24 protein-coding genes are annotated in these 23,976 nt (G+C 71.9%); 13 read left to right on the top strand and 11 right to left on the bottom strand.

Going from position 1 to position 23,976, the window contains the following annotated elements; all coding sequences use genetic code 11:
- Positions 1 to 8 precede the first annotated feature (8 nt).
- The gene (locus tag FHY05_RS18385; RefSeq protein ID WP_183945891.1) at positions 9 to 578 is read right to left on the bottom strand and encodes an ATP-dependent Clp protease proteolytic subunit; all 570 of its coding nucleotides are present in this window, start codon (positions 576 to 578) and stop codon (positions 9 to 11) included.
- Positions 579 to 676: 98 nt separating this feature from the next.
- On the opposite strand from FHY05_RS18385, the gene FHY05_RS18380 reads away from it, so the two are divergent.
- Both FHY05_RS18380 and brnA read left to right on the top strand, forming a co-directional pair.
- Positions 677 to 952: a BrnT family toxin gene (locus tag FHY05_RS18380; protein ID WP_183945890.1), complete on the top strand. Its 276-nt coding sequence runs from the start codon at positions 677 to 679 to the stop codon at positions 950 to 952.
- Positions 942 to 1,163 (top strand): type II toxin-antitoxin system BrnA family antitoxin, encoded by a 222-nt coding sequence (brnA, locus tag FHY05_RS18375; protein ID WP_183945889.1) that lies wholly within the window; start codon positions 942 to 944, stop codon positions 1,161 to 1,163. The genes FHY05_RS18380 and brnA overlap by 11 nt, the downstream gene beginning before the upstream one ends.
- A 43-nt stretch (positions 1,164 to 1,206) precedes the next feature.
- On the opposite strand, the gene sdhA is transcribed toward brnA, so the two are convergent.
- Genes sdhA through sdhC form a run of 3 tightly spaced genes read right to left on the bottom strand, consistent with a single transcriptional unit; the run spans position 1,207 to position 3,814 of the window.
- Positions 1,207 to 3,009 (bottom strand): succinate dehydrogenase flavoprotein subunit, encoded by a 1,803-nt coding sequence (gene sdhA / locus FHY05_RS18370; protein WP_183945888.1) that lies wholly within the window; start codon positions 3,007 to 3,009, stop codon positions 1,207 to 1,209.
- Positions 3,009 to 3,386: a succinate dehydrogenase, hydrophobic membrane anchor protein gene (sdhD, locus tag FHY05_RS18365; protein WP_183945887.1), complete on the bottom strand. Its 378-nt coding sequence runs from the start codon at positions 3,384 to 3,386 to the stop codon at positions 3,009 to 3,011. Before sdhD ends, sdhA begins: the two co-directional genes overlap by 1 nt.
- The gene (sdhC, locus tag FHY05_RS18360) at positions 3,386 to 3,814 is read right to left on the bottom strand and encodes a succinate dehydrogenase, cytochrome b556 subunit (protein WP_183945886.1); all 429 of its coding nucleotides are present in this window, start codon (positions 3,812 to 3,814) and stop codon (positions 3,386 to 3,388) included. The genes sdhD and sdhC overlap by 1 nt, the downstream gene beginning before the upstream one ends.
- A gap of 181 nt (positions 3,815 to 3,995) precedes the next feature.
- Between sdhC and FHY05_RS18355 the strand changes: the two genes are divergently transcribed.
- The 4 genes from FHY05_RS18355 to FHY05_RS18340 all read left to right on the top strand — a co-directional run bounded on the left by FHY05_RS18355 (position 3,996) and on the right by FHY05_RS18340 (position 8,622).
- Positions 3,996 to 5,351, top strand: coding sequence for a methyl-accepting chemotaxis protein (locus FHY05_RS18355; RefSeq protein WP_260181691.1), 1,356 nt, complete (start codon positions 3,996 to 3,998; stop codon positions 5,349 to 5,351).
- Positions 5,352 to 5,379: 28 nt separating this feature from the next.
- Positions 5,380 to 6,723, top strand: a complete 1,344-nt coding sequence (locus FHY05_RS18350) for a methyl-accepting chemotaxis protein (RefSeq protein WP_260181690.1) — start codon at positions 5,380 to 5,382, stop codon at positions 6,721 to 6,723.
- Positions 6,724 to 6,989: 266 nt separating this feature from the next.
- On the top strand, positions 6,990 to 7,685 hold the full coding sequence (locus FHY05_RS18345; RefSeq protein ID WP_183945884.1) for an SDR family NAD(P)-dependent oxidoreductase: 696 nt from the start codon (positions 6,990 to 6,992) through the stop codon (positions 7,683 to 7,685).
- Positions 7,675 to 8,622, top strand: coding sequence for a 50S ribosomal protein L11 methyltransferase (locus FHY05_RS18340; protein ID WP_183945883.1), 948 nt, complete (start codon positions 7,675 to 7,677; stop codon positions 8,620 to 8,622). The genes FHY05_RS18345 and FHY05_RS18340 overlap by 11 nt, the downstream gene beginning before the upstream one ends.
- 196 nt (positions 8,623 to 8,818) lie before the next feature.
- Here FHY05_RS18340 and FHY05_RS18335 read toward each other — a convergent pair whose 3' ends face one another.
- Positions 8,819 to 9,181, bottom strand: coding sequence for a response regulator (locus FHY05_RS18335; RefSeq protein ID WP_183945882.1), 363 nt, complete (start codon positions 9,179 to 9,181; stop codon positions 8,819 to 8,821).
- A 32-nt stretch (positions 9,182 to 9,213) separates the two neighbouring features.
- Between FHY05_RS18335 and FHY05_RS18330 the strand changes: the two genes are divergently transcribed.
- The 4 genes from FHY05_RS18330 (at position 9,214) to FHY05_RS18315 (ending at position 12,072) form a co-directional block, all read left to right on the top strand.
- Positions 9,214 to 9,495: a DUF3572 family protein gene (locus tag FHY05_RS18330; RefSeq protein WP_183945881.1), complete on the top strand. Its 282-nt coding sequence runs from the start codon at positions 9,214 to 9,216 to the stop codon at positions 9,493 to 9,495.
- Complete coding sequence (locus FHY05_RS18325; protein ID WP_183945880.1) at positions 9,492 to 10,139, top strand: HAD family hydrolase; 648 nt, start codon at positions 9,492 to 9,494, stop codon at positions 10,137 to 10,139. Before FHY05_RS18330 ends, FHY05_RS18325 begins: the two co-directional genes overlap by 4 nt.
- A 118-nt stretch (positions 10,140 to 10,257) precedes the next feature.
- A complete protein-coding gene (locus FHY05_RS18320; protein ID WP_183945879.1) occupies positions 10,258 to 10,728 on the top strand; it encodes a RidA family protein in 471 nt (156 codons plus the stop codon).
- A 213-nt stretch (positions 10,729 to 10,941) separates the two neighbouring features.
- Positions 10,942 to 12,072: a GNAT family N-acetyltransferase gene (locus FHY05_RS18315; RefSeq protein ID WP_183945878.1), complete on the top strand. Its 1,131-nt coding sequence runs from the start codon at positions 10,942 to 10,944 to the stop codon at positions 12,070 to 12,072.
- Positions 12,073 to 12,128: 56 nt separating this feature from the next.
- Here FHY05_RS18315 and FHY05_RS18310 read toward each other — a convergent pair whose 3' ends face one another.
- The 3 genes from FHY05_RS18310 to FHY05_RS18300 are packed head-to-tail and all read right to left on the bottom strand — an operon-like array spanning position 12,129 to position 17,431.
- A complete protein-coding gene (locus FHY05_RS18310; RefSeq protein ID WP_260181689.1) occupies positions 12,129 to 13,829 on the bottom strand; it encodes a hypothetical protein in 1,701 nt (566 codons plus the stop codon).
- A gap of 10 nt (positions 13,830 to 13,839) precedes the next feature.
- Entirely contained in the window at positions 13,840 to 15,876 is a 2,037-nt protein-coding gene (locus FHY05_RS18305; protein ID WP_183945877.1) for a hypothetical protein, read from the bottom strand.
- A 4-nt stretch (positions 15,877 to 15,880) separates the two neighbouring features.
- Positions 15,881 to 17,431, bottom strand: coding sequence for an NAD(P)/FAD-dependent oxidoreductase (locus FHY05_RS18300; RefSeq protein WP_183945876.1), 1,551 nt, complete (start codon positions 17,429 to 17,431; stop codon positions 15,881 to 15,883).
- A 176-nt stretch (positions 17,432 to 17,607) separates the two neighbouring features.
- Here FHY05_RS18300 and FHY05_RS18295 point away from each other — a divergent pair, with 176 nt between their 5' ends.
- Positions 17,608 to 18,228: a hypothetical protein gene (locus FHY05_RS18295; protein ID WP_183945875.1), complete on the top strand. Its 621-nt coding sequence runs from the start codon at positions 17,608 to 17,610 to the stop codon at positions 18,226 to 18,228.
- Between the two features lie 110 nt (positions 18,229 to 18,338).
- Here the strand turns inward: FHY05_RS18295 and FHY05_RS18290 are convergent, their stop codons facing one another.
- Together FHY05_RS18290 and FHY05_RS18285 are read right to left on the bottom strand one after the other, a co-directional pair.
- Positions 18,339 to 19,082 (bottom strand): hypothetical protein, encoded by a 744-nt coding sequence (locus tag FHY05_RS18290; RefSeq protein WP_183945874.1) that lies wholly within the window; start codon positions 19,080 to 19,082, stop codon positions 18,339 to 18,341.
- 28 nt (positions 19,083 to 19,110) lie between these two features.
- Positions 19,111 to 19,284 (bottom strand): hypothetical protein, encoded by a 174-nt coding sequence (locus tag FHY05_RS18285; protein ID WP_183945873.1) that lies wholly within the window; start codon positions 19,282 to 19,284, stop codon positions 19,111 to 19,113.
- A 732-nt stretch (positions 19,285 to 20,016) separates the two neighbouring features.
- Here FHY05_RS18285 and FHY05_RS18280 point away from each other — a divergent pair.
- Positions 20,017 to 22,428 (top strand): hypothetical protein, encoded by a 2,412-nt coding sequence (locus FHY05_RS18280; protein ID WP_183945872.1) that lies wholly within the window; start codon positions 20,017 to 20,019, stop codon positions 22,426 to 22,428.
- Positions 22,429 to 22,634: 206 nt separating this feature from the next.
- Positions 22,635 to 23,258 carry a phosphatase PAP2 family protein gene (locus tag FHY05_RS18275; RefSeq protein WP_183945871.1) on the top strand — a complete coding sequence of 208 codons (624 nt, stop codon included), beginning with the start codon at positions 22,635 to 22,637 and terminating at the stop codon, positions 23,256 to 23,258.
- Positions 23,259 to 23,321: 63 nt separating this feature from the next.
- Here the strand turns inward: FHY05_RS18275 and FHY05_RS18270 are convergent, their stop codons facing one another.
- A complete protein-coding gene (locus FHY05_RS18270; RefSeq protein ID WP_183945870.1) occupies positions 23,322 to 23,972 on the bottom strand; it encodes a uracil-DNA glycosylase family protein in 651 nt (216 codons plus the stop codon).
- Positions 23,973 to 23,976 lie beyond the last annotated feature (4 nt).

Raw genomic sequence — 23,976 nt, 5'->3', positions numbered from 1 at the left:
CGGGAACGTCAGATCACGTCGAGCACCAGGCCGAGGTCACGGGCCTCGTTCGCCTCGATGTACCAATTGTCCGGCGCGCGCTTCTTGAGCTCGTCGAGCGTCACCTGGCTGCCGCGGACGAGGTCGGCGAAGCCCTCCTCCTGGATGCGGATCGAGTCGGCGATCTCGTTGAGCTTCGCCTTGAGGACCGGCGGGATGGTGTTGAGCGGGCCGGAGAGCTGGAGCGTGCTGGTCATGCTGCGCTCGTGGATCATCAGGCGCGAGTTGCGCGTGAGGAAGCGGCACTCGACCGGGAAGGCCGACATGAAGGTCGCGCCGGCGGAATAGACCGCGACCTTGCCGAGGAACAGCGCCTCACGACCGGTGTACTCGCGCAGCAGGCGGATCGAGTCGCCCATCGCGCGCGCCATCTCGGGATCGCCGCCGAGGGTGGTAAGCGAGATGACGATTGGGCCCTCCGCGGGCACGGCGGCGAGTTGCTCCTTGAACCGTGCGTACATCATGTCGTCCACGGTGCCGTGGAGCTGGATGTGCGGGTTGGCGAGGAGCGGGTAGCGCGCCGCGTTGCTGTCGGTCATGGCGGCGGTAAGCGACGGGGCGGACGAGGGTTCCCGAGCGGCCGCAAGAAAAGGCGGGCACGGCGCCCGCGCGGTGCTCGCGTGATCTACGATTAGGAGTGTTCGAGTTCGATGCTGCGAAAAGTGCCGCGAACCGGCTCAAGCACGGCATCGACTTTCCTACGGCGCAGGCGCTGTGGCATGATCCAAGCGCGTTGCGCGTGCCGGTAAACCGATCGGCGCTGGTCGAGTCGCGCTGGCTCGTCGTCGGCCGTATCGCCGGCCGTTTGTGGACGGCCGTGGTGACCGAGCGCAGTGACCGGATCCGGATCATCTCGGTGCGCCGTGCGCGACCGGAGGAAGCGAGGGCCTATGAGCGAGCCGATGAGCAGTGAGGACTTCGATCGACGCTTCGACGCGGGCGACGACATCAGCGACCTGATCGATTGGGGTGCGGCCGAGCGGATCAACGACATCGAGCGCGTCGCGCTAGACCTGCCCGGATGGCGCGTCCGCCGGCTTGACCGACTCGCCGCCGAGAGCGGTACCACGCGTCAGGCGCTGATCGCGCGCTGGCTCGCCGAACGCCTCGACGGCGCGGCCTGACCAGGCCCTCGCCGCCGGCGAGCGCCTGGTCGAGGTCCGCTGATCAGTACACGCGCTTCTTGGGCTTGATGTACTCGACGTCGTCGGTGAGCGTGTAGTCGTGCACCGGGCGATAATCGATCGCGGTGGCGCCGCTCTTGCCGCCCCAGCCGTCGAAGGTCGCGATCGTGTGCTTCATCCAGTTGGCGTCGTCGCGCTCGGGGAAGTCCTCGTGCATGTGCGCGCCGCGGCTCTCCTTGCGGTTGGCCGCGCTCTTCATCGTCACCACCGCCTGGCCGATCAGATTGTCGAGCTCGAGCGTCTCGACCAGATCGGTGTTCCAGATCAGCGAGCGGTCGGTCACGCCGACGTCCTGCACGCCCTGGTAGATCGCCTCGATCTTCTCGACGCCTTCCGCCAGCAGCGCCGAGTCGCGGAACACCGCGCAGTGGCGCTGCATCGTCCGCTGCATCTCGCCGCGCAGCTTGGCGGTCGGCGTGCTGCCCGCGGCGTGGCGGAAATGGTCGAGCCGGCTCAGCGCCATCTCCTCCGAGCCCTTCGGCAGCGGGTTGTGCGGCGTGTCGGGCTTGAGCGTCTCCTTCAGCCGCAGCCCGGTGGCGCGGCCGAACACGACCAGGTCGATCAGCGAGTTGGAGCCGAGCCGGTTGGCGCCATGGACCGAGACGCACGCCGCCTCGCCGACCGCGAACAGGCCGGGGACGACCGAGTCGGGGTCGCCGTCCTTCAGCCGCACGACCTCGCCGTGGTAGTTACAGGGCACGCCGCCCATGTTGTAATGGACCGTCGGCGTCACCGGCAGCGGCTGGCGCGTCAGGTCGACGCCGGCGAAGATCTTGCCGGTCTCGGTGATGCCGGGCAGCCGCTCGTGCAGCACCTTGGGATCGATATGGTCGAGGTGGAGGAAGATATGGTCCTTCTCCTTGCCGACGCCGCGGCCCTCGCGCATCTCCATCGCCATCGAGCGCGCCACCACGTCGCGGCTGGCGAGGTCCTTGGCGCTGGGGGCGTAGCGCTCCATGAAGCGCTCGCCCTCGGAGTTGGTGAGATAGCCGCCCTCGCCGCGCGCGCCCTCGGTGATCAGCACGCCGGCGCCGTAGATGCCGGTGGGGTGGAACTGGACGAACTCCATGTCCTGCAGCGGCAGGCCGGCGCGCAGCGCCATGCCGTTGCCGTCGCCGGTGCAGGTGTGCGCCGAGGTGGCCGACTGGTAGACGCGGCCGCCGCCGCCGGTGGCGAGCACCACCGCGTGCGCGCGGAAACGGTGGATCGAGCCGTCCTCCATGCACAGGGCGATCACGCCGCGGCAGGCGCCGTTCTCCATTATCAGGTCGAGCGCGAAATATTCGACGTAGAAGTCGGCGTCATACTTCAGGCTCTGCTGGTACAAAGCGTGGAGCATGGCGTGGCCGGTGCGGTCCGCCGCGGCGCAGGTGCGCTGCACCGGCGGGCCCTCGCCCATGTTCTGCATGTGCCCGCCGAACGGGCGCTGGTAGATCGTGCCGTTGTCGTTGCGGCTGAACGGCACGCCGGCGTGCTCCAGCTCGTAGACCGCGGCGGGCGCCTCGCGCACCATATACTCGATCGCGTCCTGGTCGCCGAGCCAGTCGGAGCCCTTGACGGTGTCGAACATGTGCCACGACCAATGGTCGGGCGAGTTGTTGCCGAGCGAGGCGGCGATCCCGCCCTGCGCCGCGACGGTGTGCGACCGCGTCGGGAACACCTTGGTGATGCAGGCGGTCTTCAGCCCGCTCTCGGCGATCCCCATGGTCGCGCGCAGCCCCGAGCCGCCCGCGCCGACGACCACCGCGTCATAGGTGTGGTCGATGATCTTATACGCGTCGGACATCAGGCGGCGGCTCCGAAGGCGACCTTGAGGATCGAGAAGATGGCGGTGCCGGCGGTCGCGGCGGTGAACACGTTGAGCAGGATCGTCAGCACGAAGCGGTTCTCTTTGTGCGAGTAATCCTCGATCACCGTCTGCAGGCCGAGGCGGAAATGGTAGAAGACCGAGGCGATCAGCAGCGCCATCGGCACCGCCGCCCAGGCCGAGGAGAGCCACAGCCGCACGGTGGTGTGGTCATAGGACGGCAGCATGGCGATCGACGCCAGGAACCACACCAGCAGCAGGAAATTAGTGCCGGCGGTGATCTTATGGTGCCACCAGTGATGCGCCCCGGCGTGCGCGCTGCCCAGCCCGCGGACGCGGCCGATCTCGGTACCCATCACTTGACCCCCAGAAGGACAAACCAGAAGCCAGCGGTGAGCAGCACCGACAGCACGAAGGTGAGCACCGCCAGCGTGCGGTTGACCTTCAGCTCGAACGCCGCGCCGGTGTCGAGGATGAGATGGCGGATGCCGCTCATCATGTGCTGGAACAGCGACCAGGTCAGCCCCACGCCGACGATCCAGCCGAGCGGGTTGAGCGCGCCGCTCGACGTGGTGAAGACGTGGAGGAACACGCCATAGGCCTGCGGCCCGGCCGCGATCGCGGCGAGCCACCAGACGAGCAGCAGCGTTCCGACCGTCGCCATGCCGTCGCCGGTGACGCGGTGGAAGATCGAGGCGGTCATCGCCGGCGACCAGCGATAGTGCAGCTGCAGCGGGCCGCTGAACAGGTGCGGGCTGCGCGGGCGGGCGGGTTTGGAGGCCAAGCGCTGGATTCCTCAGGTGACGATACGGCGGACAGATTTGGCGCGGTCTATGCGGCCAGCGGCGGCGCGATGCAAGCTTGGTGCCGGTTACACCAGGGGGATCGATGGGCGTTGCCTAACTCACTATTAACCCGCGGAGGCTAGCTACGGTCCCGACTCTGACTCTAGCGGGAGCCGCTCCTTGTCCCACGACCTGCCGCCGATCGGATCGGTCGCCGCCGCCTTCGACCTCACCGCCCGCTTCCGCGTGTTCGACGTCGACGGCCGGCTGACCCAGGCGTCGCAGGACGTATGGGCCGCGCTGGAGCCGCGCATCCGCGAGATCGCGCAGGCCTATTGGGAACAGTGGCAGCGCTGCTTCGCCGATCGACGCTCGTGGGCGGCGCACGAGAGCGAGCGGATGGTCGATCTCGGCTGCATCTTCCTCGAGAATCGCTTCCTGCGCACGCGCGAGCGCGCCTGGATCGAGTCGATCGAACGCTCGGTCGCGGGCGCCTATGCCGCCGACGTGACGCCGATGGCGCTGCTGTCGATGATCAGCGCGAGCGATCGCGCCGCGCTCGACGTGCTGATGGCCTCGGTGGCGCGCGAGGACCCGCGCCTGCCCGAGTTGGTCGACACGCTGATGCGCCTGTCCGCGCTGGAGGGCGAGATCACCGTCGAGATGTACGCCTCCTATCGCGAGCATCGCGCCCAGGTGGCGCGCGACCGGCTCGCCGTCGAGTTCCGCGACGGCATCGCGGTGACGGTGGAGGACACCACGCGCGAGGGCGACCACCTCCGCGCCCAGGCCTCGCACGCCTCCTCGGCGGCGCGCGGGATGCTCGGCAAGACCAGCGAGGTGGCGGCCGCGGCCGAGCAGTCGGCGGTGGCGATGCGCGACGCCGCCTCGACCGCGGCCGGACTGATCCGCGCGATCGAGGATGCACGCGCCGAGGTCGAGGTCGCCGCCGACATCGCGACTCGCGCCGCCGGTCAGGCGGGCGACGCGGTCAACGTCTCGGGCGCGCTGAGCGACCATGCCAAGTCGATCGAGTCGATCCTCGGGCTGATCCGCGACATCGCCGGGCAGACCAACCTGCTCGCGCTCAACGCCACGATCGAGGCGGCGCGCGCGGGCGACGCCGGGCGCGGCTTCGCGGTGGTGGCGCAGGAAGTGAAGAGCCTCGCCAGCCAGACCGCGCGCGCCACCGACGATATCGCCGCCAAGATCGCCGCGATCCAGGCCGCCACGCGGGTGACCGTCGACACCTCGGCCTCGATCCGCACCACCGTCGCCGAGGTGCAGGAGTCGGCGACGCGGATCCGCCACGCGATGGAGTCGCAGGCGCAGACCGTCACCGCGATCACCGCCGCGGTGGACGAGACCGCGCTGGCGGCCGACTCGATGTCGCACACCATCGCCGCGATCCGCGAGGACACCGAGACGGTGGCGACCGAGATCGACCGCCTCGGCGCCGGCTTCGACTCGCTCGCCGGGCGACTCGGCGCGCTCGACGGCCATGCCGGCGAGTTCGCCAGCAAGGTCGCGGCCTGATCCTCCAGCCGAGTGAGCGTCGATGCGGATGGTCCACCACGATGAGCGCGCTCTGATCGACCGCGTCGGCGACTTCGACTGGGACGGCGGCATCCTGCCGGCGTGCCGCGAGATCGCCGGACTGCTCGACGCCGCCGACGGCTGGCGCGAGGTCGCGCGCACCTTCTGGGACTATCTGCTCGCGCTGCCCACGCTGCCCGCGGCGATGCGCGCGATCACCGGGCCGCGACTCGACGAGCAGCTCGCCCGCGCGACGCAGTATATGCGGCTGCGCTACGAGGAGCCGTTCAGCGAGCGCTGGCACGCGATGGTGATCGGCCAGGTCGACGTGTCCCAGGCCAACGGCGTGCCGCTGACGCTGCTGCTCGCCGGCCTGAGCCGTGCCCACGGGCACACGCTGCGGCTGCTCGGCGCCGGCTGCGCGGGAGACGCAGCGCGGCTCGAGCGGCTCAGCGACGTCGTGCTGCGGCTGGCGATGATGGAATCGGACCTGATGGCGTCGCGGCTCGGCGCGCTGTCGCTCGCCGCCACGCGCTCGGCGCGCGCCGAGCGCTCGGCGGCGTTCCGCACCAGCATCAGCGATGGCATCGGCGCGATCGCGGCGCGCGGCCACGTCGTGCGCGAGAAGGCGCGCGCCGCCGCGGGCTCCACCCGCGGCATGCTCGACAAGACCAGCGAGGTCGCCACCGCGGCGGAGCAGTCGGCGCTCGCGATGCGCGACGCCGCCGCGACCGCGGCCGGGCTGATCCGCGCGATCGATTCGGTGCAGAGCGACATGCGCGCCTGCAGCACCACGCTGGAGGACGCCAGCGCTCAGGCCGCGGACGCGGTGAGCGCCAGCGCGGCGCTGAGCGAACACGCCAAGTCGATCGAGTCGATCCTCGGGCTGATCCGCGACATCGCCGGGCAGACCAACCTGCTCGCGCTCAACGCCACGATCGAGGCGGCGCGCGCGGGCGACGCCGGGCGCGGCTTCGCGGTGGTGGCGCAGGAAGTGAAGAGCCTCGCCAGCCAGACCGCGCGCGCCACCGACGACATCGCCGCCAAGATCGCCGCGATCCAGGCCGCCACGCGGGTGACCGTCGACACCTCGGCCTCGATCAAGCACACCGTCGGCGAGGTGCGGCGCTCGGCGGTGCAGGTGACCGCGGCGATGCAGATGCACGCGCAGACGGTCACCGCGATCACCGCCGCGGTCGACGAGACCGCGATGGCGGCCGACTCGATGTCGCACACCATCGCCGCGATCCGCGAGGATACCAACGAGGTGACCGGCGAGATCATGTCGCTCGGCCACGCCTTCGAGCAGATCGGCGACCGCTTCGACGCGCTGCGCGCCTCGGCGGAGAGCTTCGCCGCGAGCGAGGGGTGAGGGGGCGAGCCGGGGAAGCGGTGTAGCGGGCGCCGCCGTCCGCCTCCTCACCCGCTCGCCAGGGCCGCATCTACGACCACATCCGCTCGGCCAGGGCAGCGGTCGGCTCGTCGAGAGCGCGTCTCGGCCGGCGGGACGGCGACTCGAAGCGAACGGAGGAGATGGGACGACGGCCTCAGGCAGGATCGCCGACCGGCCGGTCGCGCACGCTGCGCCCGCTCAACCCCTCTGGCCCCGCCCCCCGCTTCCGTCCTATCGCGGCGCGCATGGTCAACATCCTCCTCACCGGCGCGAGCCGCGGCATCGGCGCCGCCGTCGCCGCCACGCTCGACGCCGTCCCGGGTGTCGCGCTCGCGCGCCACGCCACCGCGAGCGGCCTCGCCGCCGATTTCGCCGACCCCGCCGCCCCCGCGCGCCTGTGGGACGCCGCGCTCGACCGGCTCGGCGGCCGGATTGACGTGCTGATCAACAACGCCGGCGTGTTCGAGGCCAACCCGCTCGACTCGGACGATTGGGTCGCGGGCTGGGAGCGCACGCTGCGGATCAACCTCACCGCCGCGGCCGAGCTCAGCCGGCTGGCGGTGCGCCACTGGCAGGCGGGCGGGCGCGGCGGGCGGCTGGTCAACGTCGCCAGCCGCGCCGCCTATCGCGGCGACAGCCCGGCGCACTGGCATTACGCCGCCGCCAAGGCGGGCATGGTGGCGATGACCAAGACGATCGCGCGCGGCTATGCCCGCGAGGACATCCTGGCCTTCGCGATCTGCCCCGGCTTCACCATGACCGGCATGGCCGAGGACTATCTCGCCAGCCGCGGCGGCGACAAACTGCTCGCCGACATCCCGCTCGGCCGCGTTGCCCAGCCCGAGGAAGTGGCGGCGGTGGCGCGCTTCCTCGCGCTGGAGGCGCCGCCGTCGATGACCGGGGCGGTGCTCGACGTCAACGGGGCCAGCTATGTCCGCTGAGGCGATCGACAGCTGGCGCGTCACCTTGCCCTGCACCCGCGCCGAGGCCGAAGCGATCGACGCCGCCGACGATCTCGCGATCGACGCGGTGCTGATGACGAGCGAGGAGGTCGAGGACGACCGCGAGCGCTGGCGGCTCGACGCGTACATGGAGCACGAGCCCGACGCCGCCATGCTCGCCGCGCTGCGCGCGCTGGTGCCGAGTGCGGCGGGTGCCGATCCCGCGGTGACGCCGCTCACCGCGCAGGACTGGGTCACGCTAAGCCAGGCCGGGCTGGAGCCGATCAGCGAGGGGCGCTTCGTCGTCCACACCAGCGCGCACCCGGTCGCCGCGCCGCCGAACGGCCGCGCCTTCCTGATCGACGCGGGCCAGGCCTTCGGCACCGGGCATCACGCCACCACCTCGGGCTGCCTCGCGATGCTCGACTCGCTGGCCGGGCGCGAGGTGACCAACGCGATCGACCTCGGCACCGGCACCGGGCTGCTCGCCTTCGCCGCGCGGCATCTCTGGCCGGGGGCGCAGGTGACCGCGACCGACATCGACCCCGCCGCGATCGCGGTCACGCGCGAGAACATGGCGGCCAACGCGGTCGACGGCATCGCGCTGGTGGTGGCGGACGGCGCGCTCTCCGAGGCGATCGCGGCGGGCGCGCCCTACGACCTGGTGATCGCCAACATCCTCGCCGGCCCGCTGATCTCGATGGCGCCCGAGGTGGCGGCGATCGCCGCGCCGCGCGCCGCGATCGTGCTCGCGGGGCTGCTCGAGACGCAGCGCGCCGAGGTGGTGGCGGCGTTCGAGCGCTGCGGCTGCGCGCTGGAGGCGGTCGACCGCCGCGGCGACTGGACGATCCTGCGGCTGAGCGCGGGCGCGACCCGCTACGTCCCCGAGCGCGCCCCCGACCCGCGCGGGCGCGACGGCTGGGCGCTCGATCTGTAGGGTGAATGTGATCGCGGGCGGTCGTGGCACTCGACCTTCCCCAACAAGCCTGTTCCCCGGCGAAAGCCGGAGCCCAGTTGGGGGACGCTGGTGAGACACACCGCCGCCTTCCCACCTGAGCCCCGGCTTCCGCCGGGGAACAAGGAAGAGGCAGAGGCCGTCGCTCAGCCGCGGGCGAGCGGCATCCCGCCCCCGCTCACACCAGCGACCCCACCGCGGTGATGAAGCGCGCCAAAGTGATCGGTTTGGAGATATAAGCATCCGCCCCCGCGGCACGGATGCGCTCCTCATCCTCACGCCCGGCATAAGCGGTCACCGCCATAACGGGGATGTGGCGCAGCGCGTCGTCGGCCTTGAGCTCGAGGATCAGCTCGTAGCCGGTGACGTGCGGCATCTGGATGTCCATCACGATCAGGTCGGGCATGAAGGCGCGGGTGCGCTCCACCGCCTCGCGCCCGTCGCGCACCGGCTCGACCGCGAAGTCGTGCGCCCGCAACAGGTCACAGAACAGCTTGAGATTGAGTTCATTGTCCTCGACAACGAGCACCCGCTTGGCCACGCGCCGCTTTCTCCTCTGACGCCAGATAGATAATGGTCCGAACCGATCCAATCCAGCCCGACGCGACGACGATCGCGCTCGACGCTCTTGCCTGGACGCTTAACGAACCGTTGCGCGCCGAACGACTGATCGGCGTGACGGGGCTGGCGCCCGACGACCTGCGCGCGCGGCTGCGCGACCCTGCCGTTCTCGCCGCGTGCCTCGCCTTCCTCGAGGCGCACGAACCCGATCTTCTCGCCTGCGCCGCGGCGACCGGCACCACCCCGGCCGCGCTGGTCGCGGCGCGCGCCCGACTGGAGGAAGCGCCACGATGACCCGACCGCTGCTGATCAGCGACTGCGACGAGGTCTTGCTCCACATGGTGCGCCACTTCGCCACCTGGCTCGACGAAGCGCACGACATCGAGTTCCGCTACGACAGCTGGGAACTCGCCAAGAACATGCGGCGGCGCGGCGGCGCGCCGCTGACGCAGGAGGAGATGTTCGGCTATCTCGGCGGCTTCTTCCCGGCCGAGATGGCACGACAGACGCTCGTGCCGCACGCCGGCGCGGCGCTGGCGCGGCTGGCCGAGCGCGCCGACATTGTCATCCTCACCAACCTCGAGGACCAGTGTCGCACGCACCGGGTCGAGCAGCTCGAGCGGTTCGGGATCACGCATCGGGTCGAGTGCAACCAGGGCGGCAAGGGCGCCCCGGTGGCGCGGCTGGTGGCGGAACACGGCGACCCGGTCACCGTCTTCGTCGACGACCTGCCGCACCATCATGAGTCGGTGGCGAAGCACGCGCCCGGCGTGTGGCGCCTCCACATGATCGCCGAGCCCGCGCTCGCCGCGGGCGTGCCCGCCGCCCCGCTGGCACACGCGCGGATCGATGACTGGCGCGCGGCCGAGGCGTGGATCGCGGCGCGCTTCGCCGCGGCCGAGCACGCGCCCGCGCTGGAGGCGGCGGCGCAGGCCTGACCGGGGCGGGTTGGCCCTTCTCACCGGGGTACCGAGGTACCGGCGACAAGCGGACGCGATATCGACCTCGACCCGTCCCCGACTTGACCCGCGAGGGCGCGCGCCGCAGGGGAAGCGCATGACCGATCGTATCGACCGCGCGCTCGCCGAGCTCGGCCTGACGCTGCCCCAGGCCGCCGCCCCGGTGGCCGCCTACGTCCCCGTCGTCGCCGCGGGCGGGTTCCTCCACGTCTCGGGCCAGCTGCCCTTCAGGGACGGCGCGGTCGTCACCGGTCGGCTCGGCGACGACGTCTCGCTCGAGCAGGGCCAGGACGCGGCGCAGCGCTGCGCGCTGATGCTGGTGGCGCAGCTCAAGGCGCATCTCGGCTCGCTCGAGCAGGTCACGCGGGTGGTGAAGCTGGGCGTGTTCGTCAACTCCACCGCCGACTTCACCGACCAGCCGAAGGTCGCCAACGGCGCCAGCGAGCTGATGGTCAAGCTGTTCGGCGACGCCGGCAAGCACGCGCGCTCGGCGGTGGGCGTGGCGGCGCTGCCGCTCGGCGCCGCGGTCGAAGTCGACGCCATCGTCGAGGTCGCCGCGTCGCTCTGAGCGGGGCCGCGCCGGTCGCTTCCGCGAGCCCGTCCGACTCGGCGGACGTAGTCGCGGCCGTCGCGACGACCTGCGCGCCACCGTCATCCCGGGCCTGACGCGGGATGACGGTGGCGCGCGGGGTGAGCGACGGCACCGAACCGCCGGCGGAAACCGCGCCCACCGCGCCTCCGTCCTTTAACCCCCGCCCGCTCGCGCCTAACTTAGGCAGCGATGACCTCGCTCACCGCGCGAATCGCCGAGGGGGTCGGCGCCCTCCCCGCCGACCAGTGGGACGCCTGCGCCGGCACCGCCAACCCCTTCCTCGGCCACGCCTTCCTCAGCGCACTGGAGGAGTCCGGCAGCGTCGGCGGGCGCAGCGGCTGGCAGCCGATCCCCATCGTGGTCGACGGCGCCGACGGTGCCCCGGCGGCGATCGCGCCGGCCTATGCCAAGAGCCACAGCCAGGGCGAATATGTCTTCGACCACGGCTGGGCCGACGCGTGGGAGCGCGCCGGCGGCGCTTATTACCCCAAGCTCCAGGTCGCGGTGCCCTTCACCCCGGTGCCGGGGGCGCGGCTGCTGCTGCGCGACCCCGACGCGGCACCCGCGCTGATCGCCGCGCTGGAGGCGGTGACCGACCGCCACGATCTCTCCTCCGCGCACGCCACCTTCGTCGCGCCCGACCAGATCGCGCGGTTCGAACGCGCCGGCTGGCTGATCCGCGAGGGCACGCAATATCACTGGCAGAACCAGGGCTTTGCCAGCTTCGACGACTTCCTCGGCGCGCTCGCCAGCCGCAAGCGCAAGGCGATCCGCAAGGAGCGCGCCGCCGCGGTGGAGGGGCTGACGATCCGCCATCTCAGCGGCGCCGCGATCGGGCAGCGCGAGTGGGACGCGTTCTGGCGCTTCTACCAGGACACCGGCAGCCGCAAATGGGGTCGCCCCTATCTCACCCGCGCCTTCTTCCCGCTGCTCGGCGCGGCGCTGGGCGAGCGCGTGCTGCTGATCCTGGCCGAGCGCGACGGCGTGCCGATCGCGGGCGCGCTCAACCTGATCGGCGACGACGCGCTGTACGGCCGCTACTGGGGCTGCACCGAGGAGGTGCCGTTCCTCCACTTCGAGCTGTGCTACTACCAGGCGATCGACGCCGCGATCGCGCGCGGGCTGAAGACGGTGGAGGCGGGCGCGCAGGGCGAGCACAAGCTTGCCCGCGGCTATGTCCCGGTGCCGACGTGGTCCGCGCATTACCTCCCCGACCCGTCGTTCCGCCGGGCGGTGGCGGACTTCCTCGTGCGCGAGCGCGCCGCGGTGGCGCAGGAGCAGGAGTTCCTGGGAGAGATGACGCCCTTCCGGCGGGGATGAAGCGCCGATCCTCCCCGCTCGCGGGGAGGAGTTGCAGCGTCACCTACCCGGCAGCCCTACCGCTCCTGCTCCACCCGCAACCGCTCTAGCCGCTCCTGTTCGCGCTCCTGCCGCTCGCGCAGCCGCTCAAGCCGCTCGCGGCGACGCTGCATCCGCTCGATCAGCCACTTGGGCACGCCCAGCTCCTCGTCGCTGGCGTCGATCGCGGGCGCGTCATGGTCGACGCGGAACAGCACCGAGTTGCTCGTCGGCGAGCGCCACACCGGCACCAGCCCGGCGGTGAAGCGCGGGTTGTACGCCGGCGGGCGGATCAGCCAGACGTAGTCGAAGGCGTCGCGCGGGAAGCGCGCCAACGCGTAATTGGCCGGCCGCCACCACTCGTACGGGCATTTGACCGAGGTGACGATCTGCGTCGGATCGTGCGCATAGGGCCCGGCATCGGGGTAATGGACGGTGAGCAGCTGCGCCCCCGCCATCGACCATTGGTCGTCGGTATAGGCGAGCCGCCGCTCCAGCGCGATCGCGGGCAGATGCTCCAGCCGCGACATGCGCCAGGCGTTGACACAATTGTGCCCGACGAAGCTGATCAGCCGCGCCCCGATCGGCACGTGCGGCAGCGCGGCGAGCTCCGCGTCATAGTCGGCGTCGAAGCGCGCGAAGCTGATCGTCGTCGCCGCGAGGCGCACCCCGTAGAAGCTCAGCCCCGCCGCCGCGAGCAGAGCGGCGTGGCGCAGGTCGGCACCGGGCTTGGGCCGGATCGCGATCACCGCCACCGCCACCATGAAAGGCGCCATCCGCATATCGGCATAGGCCGAGCCGAAGACGATGCGCGGCAGCAGGATGTACACCAGCAGCATGAACAGCGCCGAGAGGCCGAGGTGGCGCGAATAGCCCATCCGCGGGTCGCGCACCGCCTTGAACAGCACCAGGTAGATCACCGCCATGCTGGCGACGTCGAACCACATCCAGCGGTCGCGCAGCGCCATCACGATCCAGGCGATCTTGGTGTTCCAGTAAAAGAAGTCGGCGGTCTGCCCGGTGACGTCGGCGCCCGAGCGCCACGCCACCATCAGCACCATCGGCAGCGCCAGCGGCACGCAGCCCAGGCCGGCGCGCACCCAGCTCTCCAGCCAACCCGCGGCGCGCGCGCTACGCAGGTCGTGCTGGCGGATCAGCTCGCTCGAGAAGGCCAGCACACCCAAGACGCCCCAGCCGAAGGTGTGACACACCCACAGGATGCACGAGAGCGGCACGAACAGCAGCGCGCGCAGCCCGAAGCGCCCCTGCCGCGCCAGCCGCAGCCACAGCCCGAACAGGCACAGCGCCCAGGCCATCGACAGCGCGAAGTTCACGAAGCCGAAGTGGAACGGATAGCCGTAGGCGAGTGGCAACGCGAACAGCGCCGTCGGCGGGATGCGCCCATGCACCTCGCGCGCGATCCACAGCAGCCCGCCGACGGTGAGCGCGGGGACGGTGAGGATGATCAGCTTGACCGCCGGCTCCAGCCCGATGAGCGGCGCGAGCGGCTCGATCAGCAGGTCGACACCGAGGTTGCCGATCAGCGACCAGCGGAACCGGTACCAGTCGGTCAGCCACGGGTGCGCGCCGCGGTCGAGCTGGACGCGGTAGCGCCCCATGTGGCCGGGCAGGTCGACGATCGGGGGGATGTCGGGCCACAGCAGCGGCACGCACGCCGCCACCATGGCGGCGAGCACGAACCACCGCGTCTGCCACCAATGGAGCCGGTCTGCCTGCATCGCGAGCGCCTTAGTGGCGCGCGGCCCCCGCGGGCAAGGGGTCGCGCACCACCCGCCAGGCGAGCACGGGACCGCGCACGGGCAGCGGCGCCAGCCACGCGACCCGCTCGCCGCGCTCCAGCCGCGCCCACAGGCCGTCCGGGGCGGCGGAGCGGTATTGCGCCAGCTCGGGCAGGCCGGGGCAGGCGGCGAGGTAATCGGCGCCGCTCGCCGCCACGATCGCGCGCGCGCGCGCGGGCGGCAGCGTGAAGCCGAGCAGCACCCGCTCCATCGCGCGCGCGCCGCGGTGATAGCCGCCCGCGATCGCGCGATGGCGCGTGCTCACCAGCAGCTCGGGGGTGAGGTCGAGCGGCGCGAACACGCTGCCGGGCGGCAGCGCGGCGAGCGCGCGCACGTCGGTGGCGGCGGCGCAGCTCGGGCGGCGCGAGTCGCCGCGCGCGCGCTCGACCGGGCCGGGCACGAGCAGCAGCGCGGCGGCCGCGACCTGGCCGGGCGAGGCGAGCAGCAGCGCGCCGAGCGTCGCCAGCGTGCGCGGCAGCGGCGCGGTGAGGCGGCGCGCGCGCGCCAGCAGCGTCGCGAGCAGCACCGCGGCGCCGGGCACCGCGAGCGCGTTGGCGGTGGCGGCGGCGCGGCTCACCCACAGGGCGATCACGGTCGCGGCGAGCAGCAGCAGCAGGTAGAGCCACCAGCGCTCGCGCGGGGCGGCGGTCAGCGGGCGCGGCGGCAGGCGAAGCAGCGCCAAGGCGGTGCCGGCGAGCCCGGCGAGCGGCAGCCCGATCGCGGCGGCGGCGAGCGCGGGCGGCTGGTCCCACACGGGCCGGCCCTCGAGCACGCTGAGATACCAGAGGCGATAGACCAGCGGCGGCAGCGTCGCGAACGGTCCCGCGAGGCAGCCGGGGGCGAGCAGGAGCAATGTCGCCGCGGCGGCCCCGCCCGCGAGCGCGAGCAGGACGAGACGGAGCGCGAGCTGCACCGGTGTTCCTGCGAACGGAAGAGCTAGCGCTGAGCGCCTCCCCCATGGGGTCGGGGTGGGAGCTCGCCGCGAGCGCAGCGGACGCGGCGGCGCCCCACCCCCTGCCTCGCCCCTGAAGGGGAGAAATGTGTCCGATCCCGCCACTCCGCCTCTGACATCGGGCGTGACGAGCGACCCAGGTCCAAACCCAGAGACATCGAAGCACGTCCGGGAGGACGGAGGAGCGGAGGCGCGCGCACGGCCCGCCACCGATAGCCCCACGCCCACCGCGACCGTCAAGCCCGCCGCGGCGACCCACAGCACCGCCAGCCACGCGGGCGCCATCGCGTCGCACGCCGGCCGCGCCCACAGCGGCCCGCGCGTGGCGAGATGGAGCGCGCTCGCCGCGCCCGCCAGCGTCCAGCCGAGCGTCACCACCATGCCCCCGCGCGCCGGCCGCCACACCCAGCCGAGCGCGGCGATCCCGGCGGTGGCGGCGGCGATCGGCAGCCCCTCGAGCGAGATCGTCAGCAGCACCGCCAGCGCCGCGCCCGCGAGCGCGCCGGTGCGCCGCGTCGGCGGCGCCAGCAGCGCCGCGGCGGCGGCGAGCGCGGCGGCGACCTGCCAGCCGTGATGGTCGATCCGCAGCGGGCGCAGCTGGAACAGGAGCGGCGAGGCGAGCGCCACCAGCAGCACCGCGTACGGCACGCGCGCGCGCCCGGCGAGCCGACGCGTCAGCAGCGCCGCGAGCGCGGTCACCGCCAGCAGCGTCAGCAGCGGCACCAGCACCAGCGCCACGCGCTCGGCGCCGCCCGCGCCCAGCAGCGGGCGCAGCGCCAGCATCGCGCCCGCCAGCGGCAGGTCGACCAGCCGCGACCAGTGCATCGGGAAGTCGCCGCGGTTGAGCCGGTGCTGCGCGACGTCGAACCAGCCCTGCCCGCCGAGCCAGTCGCGCACCTCGAGCAGCCGCATCGCGTCGTCGGCGTCGAGGAACAGCCGCACTCGGATCGAGTCCCAGCTCGCCGCCAGAAGCAGCAGCGACGTCAGCAGCCAGCCGGCGAGCACCGGCGCGGCGGGATGCCGCCGCAGGATCATCGTGTCATGCCGCGCGGCGCACGTCCGCGCCGAGCCGCTCGGGCACCTGGCGCAGGCTGGACAGCGCCGCGGCCTCGCCCTCGCGCCCGCTCTCGTGATATTCGGCGTCCTCGTTGACCGCCCAGGTGTCGTACACGCGCGCGCCGGCCTGGATGTTGCGGACCGTCAGCATCGCGGTCATCATCGCGTGGTCCTGGTTGTTGTAGCGATGCATGCCGTTGCGGCCGACGCAGTGGAGCGTCGGGTAGCGGCCCTCCAGCTCGCGCCGCAGCATGTCGACGTTCTGCGCGTAATCCTCGTCGTAGACGGGATAGGCCTTCTCCTGCCGCACCACGGTGCCGCCGACGACGTGCGACGGGTCGCACAGCCCCAGCGCGGCCATCTCGCGCGTCGCCAGCGCGACCAGCTGCTCGTCGCTCGAGGTCCACAGCCCGTCGCCCTCGAAACAGAAATACTCCAGGCCGACGCACGCGATCGCGGGATCGGGCACCATCTCGGGCGACCAGGAGCGGAAGTTCTGGATGCGGCCGACCTTCACCTTGGGATCGTGGATGTAGATCCAATTGTCCGGGAACAGCTCGGGTGAGCGGATCATCAGCGCGACGGTGAGGAAGTCGCGATATTTCAGGTTGGCCGCCTCGGGCAACGCCGCCGGCAGCGGGTGGAGCCGGCTGGCGAGCTCGCGCATCGGCGCCGAGGAGATCACGTGCGCGGTGTTGACCGTGGCGATACCGGCGTCGGTGTCGGCGCTCACCGTCCAGCGCCCGCTCGCCGCATGGTGGTGGAGCTGGCGCAGCGAATGGCCCATCAGCACCCGCCCGCCGCGCTCGACGACGCGGTCGCGCGCCGCCTCCCACATCATCCCCGGCCCGAGCCGCGGGTAGCGGAAATTCTCGAGCAGGGTCTTGGCCTGCATCCCGTCGTTGGGGCGCTTGTTGAGCCCGAGCGAGCGCTTGACCCCGTCGATCACCGCCTTGCCGAGCGACAGACCCTTGATCCGCTGCGCCGCCCAATCGGCGCTCATCTCGTCGCACGGCATGCCCCATACCTTCTCGGTATAGGTCTTGAAGAAGATCGAGTAGAGCTTGTGACCGAAGGCGTTGACGGTCCAGTCCTCGAAGCTGCGCACGCGGCGCCGCGGCAGCAGCCGCGCCTTGGCGAAGCTGGCCATGCACAGCGCCGAGCGGACGATGCCGAGATGCCCCAGCGCCTCGAACGCGCGCAGCGGGTAGCTGTAGAACTTGCCCTCGTAATAGATGCGGCTCATCCGCGGGCGCTCGATGAAGTCGTGCGGCAGGATCTCGTTCCAGAGATCGACGACGTCCTTCGACTTGGAGAAGAAGCGGTGGCCGCCGATGTCGAAGCGGAAGCCCTGGTGCTCGACGGTGCGGCTGATCCCGCCGACGTAGCGCTGGTCCTTCTCCAGCACCGCGACGCTGTAGCCCGCTTTGGTGAGCAGATAGGCGGCGGTCAGCCCCGCCGGGCCGGCGCCGATGATGGCGACGTCCACCGTCTCGCCCGTCTGTGCCGCAGAAGTCGCGCCGATCGCCGTCATCACCCTCGCCCGATCCTGTGACCCGTGATGGCGAGGGGATGACGGAATTTGGTTGAGGGGTGGTTAACGGTGAAGTCCGCGCGCCCGTTCAGCGCGGGTCAGCGGCGGCTTGACCGCGATGCGCGCTTCAGGTGCGCTCGACCTGTCCGCGCGTCGGCGCGGCCGGAGGAAAGCGGATGCGAACCCGACACCTGCTGATCGCCGCGGCGTCGACGGCGGCGCTCCTACTGGCAATCAGCCTGAGCGTGGGCTCGTCCCGCGGACCGCGCGCGTCGAACGTGTCGATCCGCGTCGTGCGGGGCGCCGGCTCGACGACGCCGCTCGCCGTAACCGTTCCGCCCGCGCCATCGCCGTCATCCGCGCCGATCGCGCCGCCCTCCCCTTCCGCGACGGGCGACGCGCTGCTCGCCGACCTGCTCGCCGGGGACGAGGTCGTACCGCTCGCGGCGAGCACCGCCGCCTTCCACCGCCGGCTCGCGGCCGAGCCGCGCGACGCGCGCTGGGCGACGGAGAACGAGCGCGCGATCGCGGAGGCGACGCGTGCCGTTCCCTATCTCGACGCGCGCGTTCCCGCGCAGGTGCGGTGTGGCGCTACGCTGTGCGAGCTGGTCGCCGCGGTCGCGCCCGAGGCCAGCGCGAGCAACCGCCGCGTCGCGGAAGAGGCGCTCCAGCGCGCCGACCTGCTCGATCCCGCGCACCGCTCGGCGCTGGCGGTGGCGCAGACGCAGGTCGCCAGCGCCACGCCGCACCACCCCGACGGCGGGGTGCTCGTCCGCTATTTCTCGCGGGTGCGCTGAGGCCGCGGCGGGCGGTGGTCGCCGCTCGTGCGATCGGCCGAGGCGCCGGCGTCCATCCTGCTTGCTTGCCGAAACGCCGCGACGGGCACGCGCCCGCCGCGGCGCGCGGCTCAGTGCTTCGACCCGGCGCTGCTCGGCTCCTCCGCGGGTGCCGCGTCCTTCCTCGCGAAGGTGGCCGGCGTGTAGAACAACGGCGACCAATCGAAGTTGAAGTTCTCGCCTTTGTTGAGGAAGTCGATCCCCAACGGACGACCGGTGGAACGCGTACCGAGCACGAGCTGCGCTACCGACTGACGATCGATCGGACCAAAGTCCTTCGTGTCGCGCGCCAGCATTTCGGCGCCCGAGGCCATCATCGCCTCGTCCCAGCGGAGTGCCTCACGCACTTCCGGTGTCGCACTGTTATAAAGCACGTTGACCGCCAGGACCATGCCGCGACGATCAAAGCGATGCATGACGTCATTGTCGAATGGCGCAAGGGCGACGCGCGCACGCTCGGTGAATTCACCTCTCGCCCACCCACTCTCGTCGTCGGTGAACTGGTGATTGCGGTTCAATGCGATCGAGGCGAGTTCCTGATCGGAGAACGATGAGAAGTCGGCGCGCACGCCTTGCTCCGACATGTCGTACTTGATGCGCGTACCGGCCTTGCGCGCCTCAGCATATTTAGCGTCGAGCAGCTGGCGCGCGCGATTGCCCGTGTCGGCGAAGCTCTCTTTGTCGACCGAAGACACGGACGCCTGCGTCGCGGACGCGTCTCTGGTCTTCGTCTCGCCAGCTTGACGAACCGAGCCGAGCGCCGGCGACGAGGGTGTGGCGTTGGCCGCGCTGCTGAGTGTTGCTGAAATTTGCATTGTTACCTCCGTTCGCTGATGCGCGCAGTCACTTCATCGAGAAGACCGCGGCGAAGTCGCCATCCGTGGCGGTGGTCGTCGTGTCCTTCGATTCCACCTTGCAGGTGGGTGAGCCCGAGTTCGCGGTCGCGTTCGCCGTACCCGTCCAGTAGCCCGCCGCCCCGGTCACGGAATTGGGGTTGGTGTAGATCGTACTGATCACGAAGCGACACACTCCAGCGTCGTTCTTGTAATCGACATAAGCGGACGAAACTCCGGGACCGCAATCAGTGCTGGATTTAAGTGACGTTTCCCCAGGATTTATGTCGCTGGGAGTGGGCGATAGAGTGCCACAGAAACTTGTCTTGCTTACACTGATCCTTTTGTTGCTCAAATTCTTGAACGTCATCGAGACCTTAGCCGCGGAGGCGGGTGCGCTCGCGATCGAGGCTGCCACCAAGATGCACAGGCCGAACTTCCGCATGACCGATACTCCCAACGCCGGCACAGACGCCGGCGCTTCGGCAGTTATCTTATGTATAAAATGCGGGTCCAACGAACTTTAATAAGTGCTTGATTGTGGGTGGCACCGCTGAAACTATCTCTTAATCAACGCCGTGGCCGCCAATTTTCACCACGACTATCACGTCCCGCTGGCTCAATCCGGCGAGACGCGGGCCCGCCGCTACCGTGCGCTCGCCCGCTGTCCTACGTCGCCCGCCTCCGGCTAAGATCGCGCCGTGCCGTTCCCGCCGCCCTCGCCCCGTCCCGCGCGCGACCCCGCCCGTGACTCAACATTCGCAACATTCGCTCCAACAGGACTCATACATTCGCGCCCGCCCGCGCGCGCCCTCGCCGCACCATCCCCACCGCGCCGCCGCATCCTCGCCCAGATCGCGCGCCACCCACGGCGGCGGTGGCGCGGGCGTGCGCGGCTGGGCTATAGCGAGGGGTGATGCGGCTTCTTCTTCAACGCTTGTCGGCGCTGCTGGCGCTCTCCTCGCTCGTGCTGTCGCCCCTTCCCGCTAGCGCGCAGGGCAACAGCTTCGACCTCGCCGGCCCGGCGCTGACCATGGCGGTGACGCGCGAGAAGGTGACGCTGCCGATCGGCCAGGTGCCCTCCCTGCGCATCGGCGACCAGCTCGAGCTCAAGGCGGACCTCCCCGCCGACCAGGCCGCGCGCTACCTGCTCGTCCTCGTCTTCCTGCGCGGCGCGACCAACCCGCCGCCCAAGAACTGGTTCTACGAGGCCGAGACGTGGAACCCCAAGAAGGCGACGCTCAGCGTCAAGGTGCCCGAGGGCGCGCAGCAGGCGATCGCGCTGATGGCGCCCGAGACCGGCGGGGGCTACAACGCCTTGGTCAAGGCGGTGCGCGGCCGCCCCGGCGTGTTCGTCCGCGCCGCGCAGGACCTCTACCAGGCCTCGCTCGACCGCGCCCGGCTGGAGACTTTCGTCAACGGCGTCGCGCGCGTCGAGGAGAGCGCGCCCGAGCGGCTCGTCCCCGTCTCCACCGCGCTCGCGGGCTCGCTCGGCATCAAGCTCAACGCCGACTGCCTCGCGCGCAGCCGCGCGCTCCAGGCCTCGTGCCTGACGCAGAACCGCGACGGCATGGTGCTCCAGACCGGCGGCGGCGCGGCCTCGATGATCGACGTGATCGGCGGCACCACCACGCAGTTCGCCTACAGCCTCGCCGCCACCAAGGAGGGCGGCGCGGGCGAGTTCAGCCCCTATATCTCACTGGCACGCGACTTCGCGCGGCTGTTCGGCGTGTTCCGCAGCGCCGACTATCAATATGCCCCGGCGCTGGCGGTGGGGCAGAACACGCGGCTGCGGCTCCAGCTCAACACGCCGCCGTCGTTCCAGAACCCCAAGTCGGTGCTGGTCGCGCCGCTGCCGCCGATCGGATCGTCGCCGCCCCCGCCGCTGCGTGCGGCGCTCAAGGACGCGGTGTGTCTCGCCAAGCCCGGCCTGGTCCTCCCGCTCGAGGACGCGCCTCTGGTGTTCGCGACCGATTACGCGCGCGCGCTGACGCTGCGCCTCGCCTTGGCGGACGGCAGGACGGTGGAGCTGCCGGTGGCGGCCGACGCCGAGCGCGGCGGCCTCGTGGTCGGGCCCGACGCGCAGAAGCTGGGCGGCAGCACCATCGGCGAGGCGGTGCTGACCGGCCGCTGGGGCTTCGACAGCTTCACCGGCCCGCGCTTCCCGCTCCAGAACGGCGCCCCCGCCGCGTGGCAGCCGAAGCCCGACGACACCGTCGTGGTCGGCCGCGACGCGCCGCTGACGCTGCGCGGCGGCGCCGCCGCCTGCGTCGAGCAGGTCGCGCTGCGCGACCGCTCGGGCACGATCAAGCCGGTCGAGTGGAAGGCCAGCGCGCCCGACGAGATCACCGCGACGCTGCCGCTGCAGCGCGCGCGGCCGGGCGATCTCACCCTGCTGGTCTCGCACTTCGGCGCCAGCGCGCCGGCGCAGCTGACGCTCAAGGGACAGAGCGAGGCGAGCCGGCTCGAGGGCTTCACGCTCTACACCGGCGACAAGGAGGGGCGGCTGGTCGGCGCGCGGCTCGATCAGGTCGCCTCGCTCGAGGTGGCCGGGCTCACCTTCACCGCGGGTGCGCTGTCACGCGACATGAGCGGCGGGGACCGGCTCGCGCTCACCACCGAGGCGAATACCGAGACGGTGCCGACCGGGACGAGCGACGCCAAGGTCACGCTCAAGGACGGGCGCACCACCGCGGTGCGCGCCACGATCACCCCGCCGCGGCCGCGGCTCGAGCTGGTCAGCCGCAGCGTCGCCGCGCCCGCGACCCCCGGCCGGCTCGCGCTGGAGCTGCCCGCGTTCGCCCTCGCGCCCGAGGCGACGCTCACTTTCTCGGCGCGCGCGGTCAACACGCGGCTGAGCGCGGGCGACCTGATCGAGGTCGCGACCGCCGACGACAGCGCCAGCGCCAAGCTCAGCGTGGCCAGCGGCAAGCTTCAGCTGATCGGCAGCGACGTCGCGGTCGCCAGCCTCACCCCGCGCGAGGCGCTCGGCGCCGCGGCGACGGGGCCGCTCAAGCTGCGGCTGGTGCAGGGCGAGCTGGTCGGCGACTGGCAGCCGCTGGCGCGCGTGGTGCGGCTGCCCGAGCTGACCGAGTTGCGCTGCGAGGGCGCGACCTGCGCGCTGCGCGGCTCGGAGCTGTTCCTGATCGCGCAGGTGGCGGAGGACGCCGGCTTCCAGAAAGCACAGAACGTGCCGCTCGGCTTCGTCGGCGGCGAGCTGACGGTGCCGCACCCGATCGACGGCGCGCTCTACCTCAAGCTGCACGACGCGCCCGACGACGCGGTCAAGCTGGTGGTGCCGGCGGCGATGGCGAAGAAGGCGAAGTGAGGGGCCGGGGTGACGTCCGCCAGGCGCGCGCCGCACGTTCCTGGTCCCCGGGGTCCGCTGACCCGCCACGGCCGCGGCCGCCGGGCACGCGGCACCGTGGTGTCCGGCACCCGTGAAGGATGACGCTCTCGTCGAGGAACGGCGCCGCAACCCGCACCGACCCGCGACCGTTAGCGCCGACGACGGACGACAGCGGGGACGGCGCGATGGGCAAGAAGAAGGCGGTCGAGCGAGCGGCGGCGCGCGAGCATGACGCGCTCGCCCCGGTGCGCGCGCTCGCCGGCAGCACCGCGGTACGCGCGCTCACCCCGCTGGCCAAGGCGACCGACGAGCCGCCGCTGCTCGCGCTCGGGCTCGGCACGCTCGCGCTCGGGGCAGTGCTGCGCCGGCCGGTTCTGGCGCGCAGCGGCGCGCGGATGGTCACCAGCCACCTGCTCGCCACCGGTCTCAAGACCGTGATGAAGGCGAGCGTCGATCGCGTGCGTCCCAATGCCGCCGGGGACCACCCGACCGTGGCGAAGGGCCATGGCACGGACGACACGACGCGCAACGCGTTCCCCTCCGGCCACACCGCCGGCGCGGTGGCGATCGCCGAGGCGGTGCGCCGCGAGGTGCCCGGTGCGGCCGTGCCGGCGCGGCTCGCCGCCGGCGCGGCGGGCGCGCTGCAGGTGACGCGCGGCGCGCACTACGCCAGCGACGTGGTGGCGGGCGCGGCGATCGGCTGGCTCTCCGAGCGGCTGGCGAGCTGGGCCATGGCGGCCGTCGGCGGCGCGGTCGCGCACCGCACCGAGGCGCGCGCCGAGGCGGAGACGGAGGCGCATCCGAGCTGAGCCGCTGCGCGGCGGGGAACCGCACTCTCCGCTGCGTCGCGTCGTCGCGCGGACTGCCCGCCTTCAGCCCCCGCGCAGCGCGAGCGCGCGCGCGAACACCGCGTCGAGCGTTGCCGGGGTCAGCCGCCCGGTCTGCTGGTTGTAGCGCGAGCAATGATAGCTATCGATCACCACGCGCCCATCGGGCAGACGGTGCTCAGCGCCGTGCGCGAAGCGCGCCTTGGGCAGGCGGCCGCCGAGCGCCTTGATCGTCGACTGATGCGCCAGCTGCCCCAGCGCGACGTACACCCGCGCCGCGGGCAGCGCCGCCGCCGCGGCGGCCAGGAAGGGACGGCAGGCGCGCGCTTCCTCGGGGGTCGGCTTGTTCTCCGGCGGCAGGCAGCGCACCGCGTTGAGGATCAGCGCGCCCGCCAGCGTCGGCGCGCCGCCGTCCGGATCGGCGGTCGCGAGGCCGAGGCGCGCCAGCGTCGCGAACAGCAGAGCGCCCGCGGCGTCGCCGGTGAAGGCGCGGCCGGTGCGATTGGCGCCGGTGCGGCCGGGCGCGAGCCCGACGATCACCAGCCACGCCGCCGCGTCGCCCAGCGCGGGTACGGGCGCGTTCCACCAGTCGGGCTGCTCCAGCCGCAGCCGCTCGCGCAGCGCGACGAGGCGCGGGCAGCGCGGGCAGTCGGGCGGCGGCTCGGTCGCGGCGAGCGGAGAGGGTGCCAAGTCCATCGCG

This window comes from Sphingomonas sp. BK580 (genome assembly GCF_014194975.1).
In the GTDB taxonomy this organism is placed as follows: Bacteria; Pseudomonadota; Alphaproteobacteria; order Sphingomonadales; family Sphingomonadaceae; genus Sphingomonas.
This window is presented reverse-complemented; position numbering and strand designations above follow the sequence as displayed.

Excerpts from the sequence above, each read along its gene's own strand:
- FHY05_RS18350 (WP_260181690.1), top strand. The coding sequence starts at position 5,380 with ATGGTCCACCACGATGAGCGCGCTCTGATCGACCGCGTCGGCGACTTC.
- FHY05_RS18300 (WP_183945876.1), bottom strand. The coding sequence starts at position 17,431 with ATGACGGCGATCGGCGCGACTTCTGCGGCACAGACGGGCGAGACGGTG.
- FHY05_RS18345 (WP_183945884.1), top strand. The coding sequence starts at position 6,990 with ATGGTCAACATCCTCCTCACCGGCGCGAGCCGCGGCATCGGCGCCGCC.
- FHY05_RS18280 (WP_183945872.1), top strand. The coding sequence starts at position 20,017 with ATGCGGCTTCTTCTTCAACGCTTGTCGGCGCTGCTGGCGCTCTCCTCG.
- FHY05_RS18330 (WP_183945881.1), top strand. The coding sequence starts at position 9,214 with ATGGTCCGAACCGATCCAATCCAGCCCGACGCGACGACGATCGCGCTC.
- FHY05_RS18340 (WP_183945883.1), top strand. The coding sequence starts at position 7,675 with ATGTCCGCTGAGGCGATCGACAGCTGGCGCGTCACCTTGCCCTGCACC.
- FHY05_RS18315 (WP_183945878.1), top strand. The coding sequence starts at position 10,942 with ATGACCTCGCTCACCGCGCGAATCGCCGAGGGGGTCGGCGCCCTCCCC.
- FHY05_RS18320 (WP_183945879.1), top strand. The coding sequence starts at position 10,258 with ATGACCGATCGTATCGACCGCGCGCTCGCCGAGCTCGGCCTGACGCTG.
- FHY05_RS18310 (WP_260181689.1), bottom strand. The coding sequence starts at position 13,829 with ATGCAGGCAGACCGGCTCCATTGGTGGCAGACGCGGTGGTTCGTGCTC.
- FHY05_RS18275 (WP_183945871.1), top strand. The coding sequence starts at position 22,635 with ATGGGCAAGAAGAAGGCGGTCGAGCGAGCGGCGGCGCGCGAGCATGAC.
- FHY05_RS18290 (WP_183945874.1), bottom strand. The coding sequence starts at position 19,082 with ATGCAAATTTCAGCAACACTCAGCAGCGCGGCCAACGCCACACCCTCG.
- FHY05_RS18325 (WP_183945880.1), top strand. The coding sequence starts at position 9,492 with ATGACCCGACCGCTGCTGATCAGCGACTGCGACGAGGTCTTGCTCCAC.
- sdhA (WP_183945888.1), bottom strand. The coding sequence starts at position 3,009 with ATGTCCGACGCGTATAAGATCATCGACCACACCTATGACGCGGTGGTC.
- FHY05_RS18385 (WP_183945891.1), bottom strand. The coding sequence starts at position 578 with ATGACCGACAGCAACGCGGCGCGCTACCCGCTCCTCGCCAACCCGCAC.
- FHY05_RS18305 (WP_183945877.1), bottom strand. The coding sequence starts at position 15,876 with ATGATCCTGCGGCGGCATCCCGCCGCGCCGGTGCTCGCCGGCTGGCTG.
- sdhD (WP_183945887.1), bottom strand. The coding sequence starts at position 3,386 with ATGGGTACCGAGATCGGCCGCGTCCGCGGGCTGGGCAGCGCGCACGCC.
- brnA (WP_183945889.1), top strand. The coding sequence starts at position 942 with ATGAGCAGTGAGGACTTCGATCGACGCTTCGACGCGGGCGACGACATC.
- FHY05_RS18295 (WP_183945875.1), top strand. The coding sequence starts at position 17,608 with ATGCGAACCCGACACCTGCTGATCGCCGCGGCGTCGACGGCGGCGCTC.
- FHY05_RS18270 (WP_183945870.1), bottom strand. The coding sequence starts at position 23,972 with ATGGACTTGGCACCCTCTCCGCTCGCCGCGACCGAGCCGCCGCCCGAC.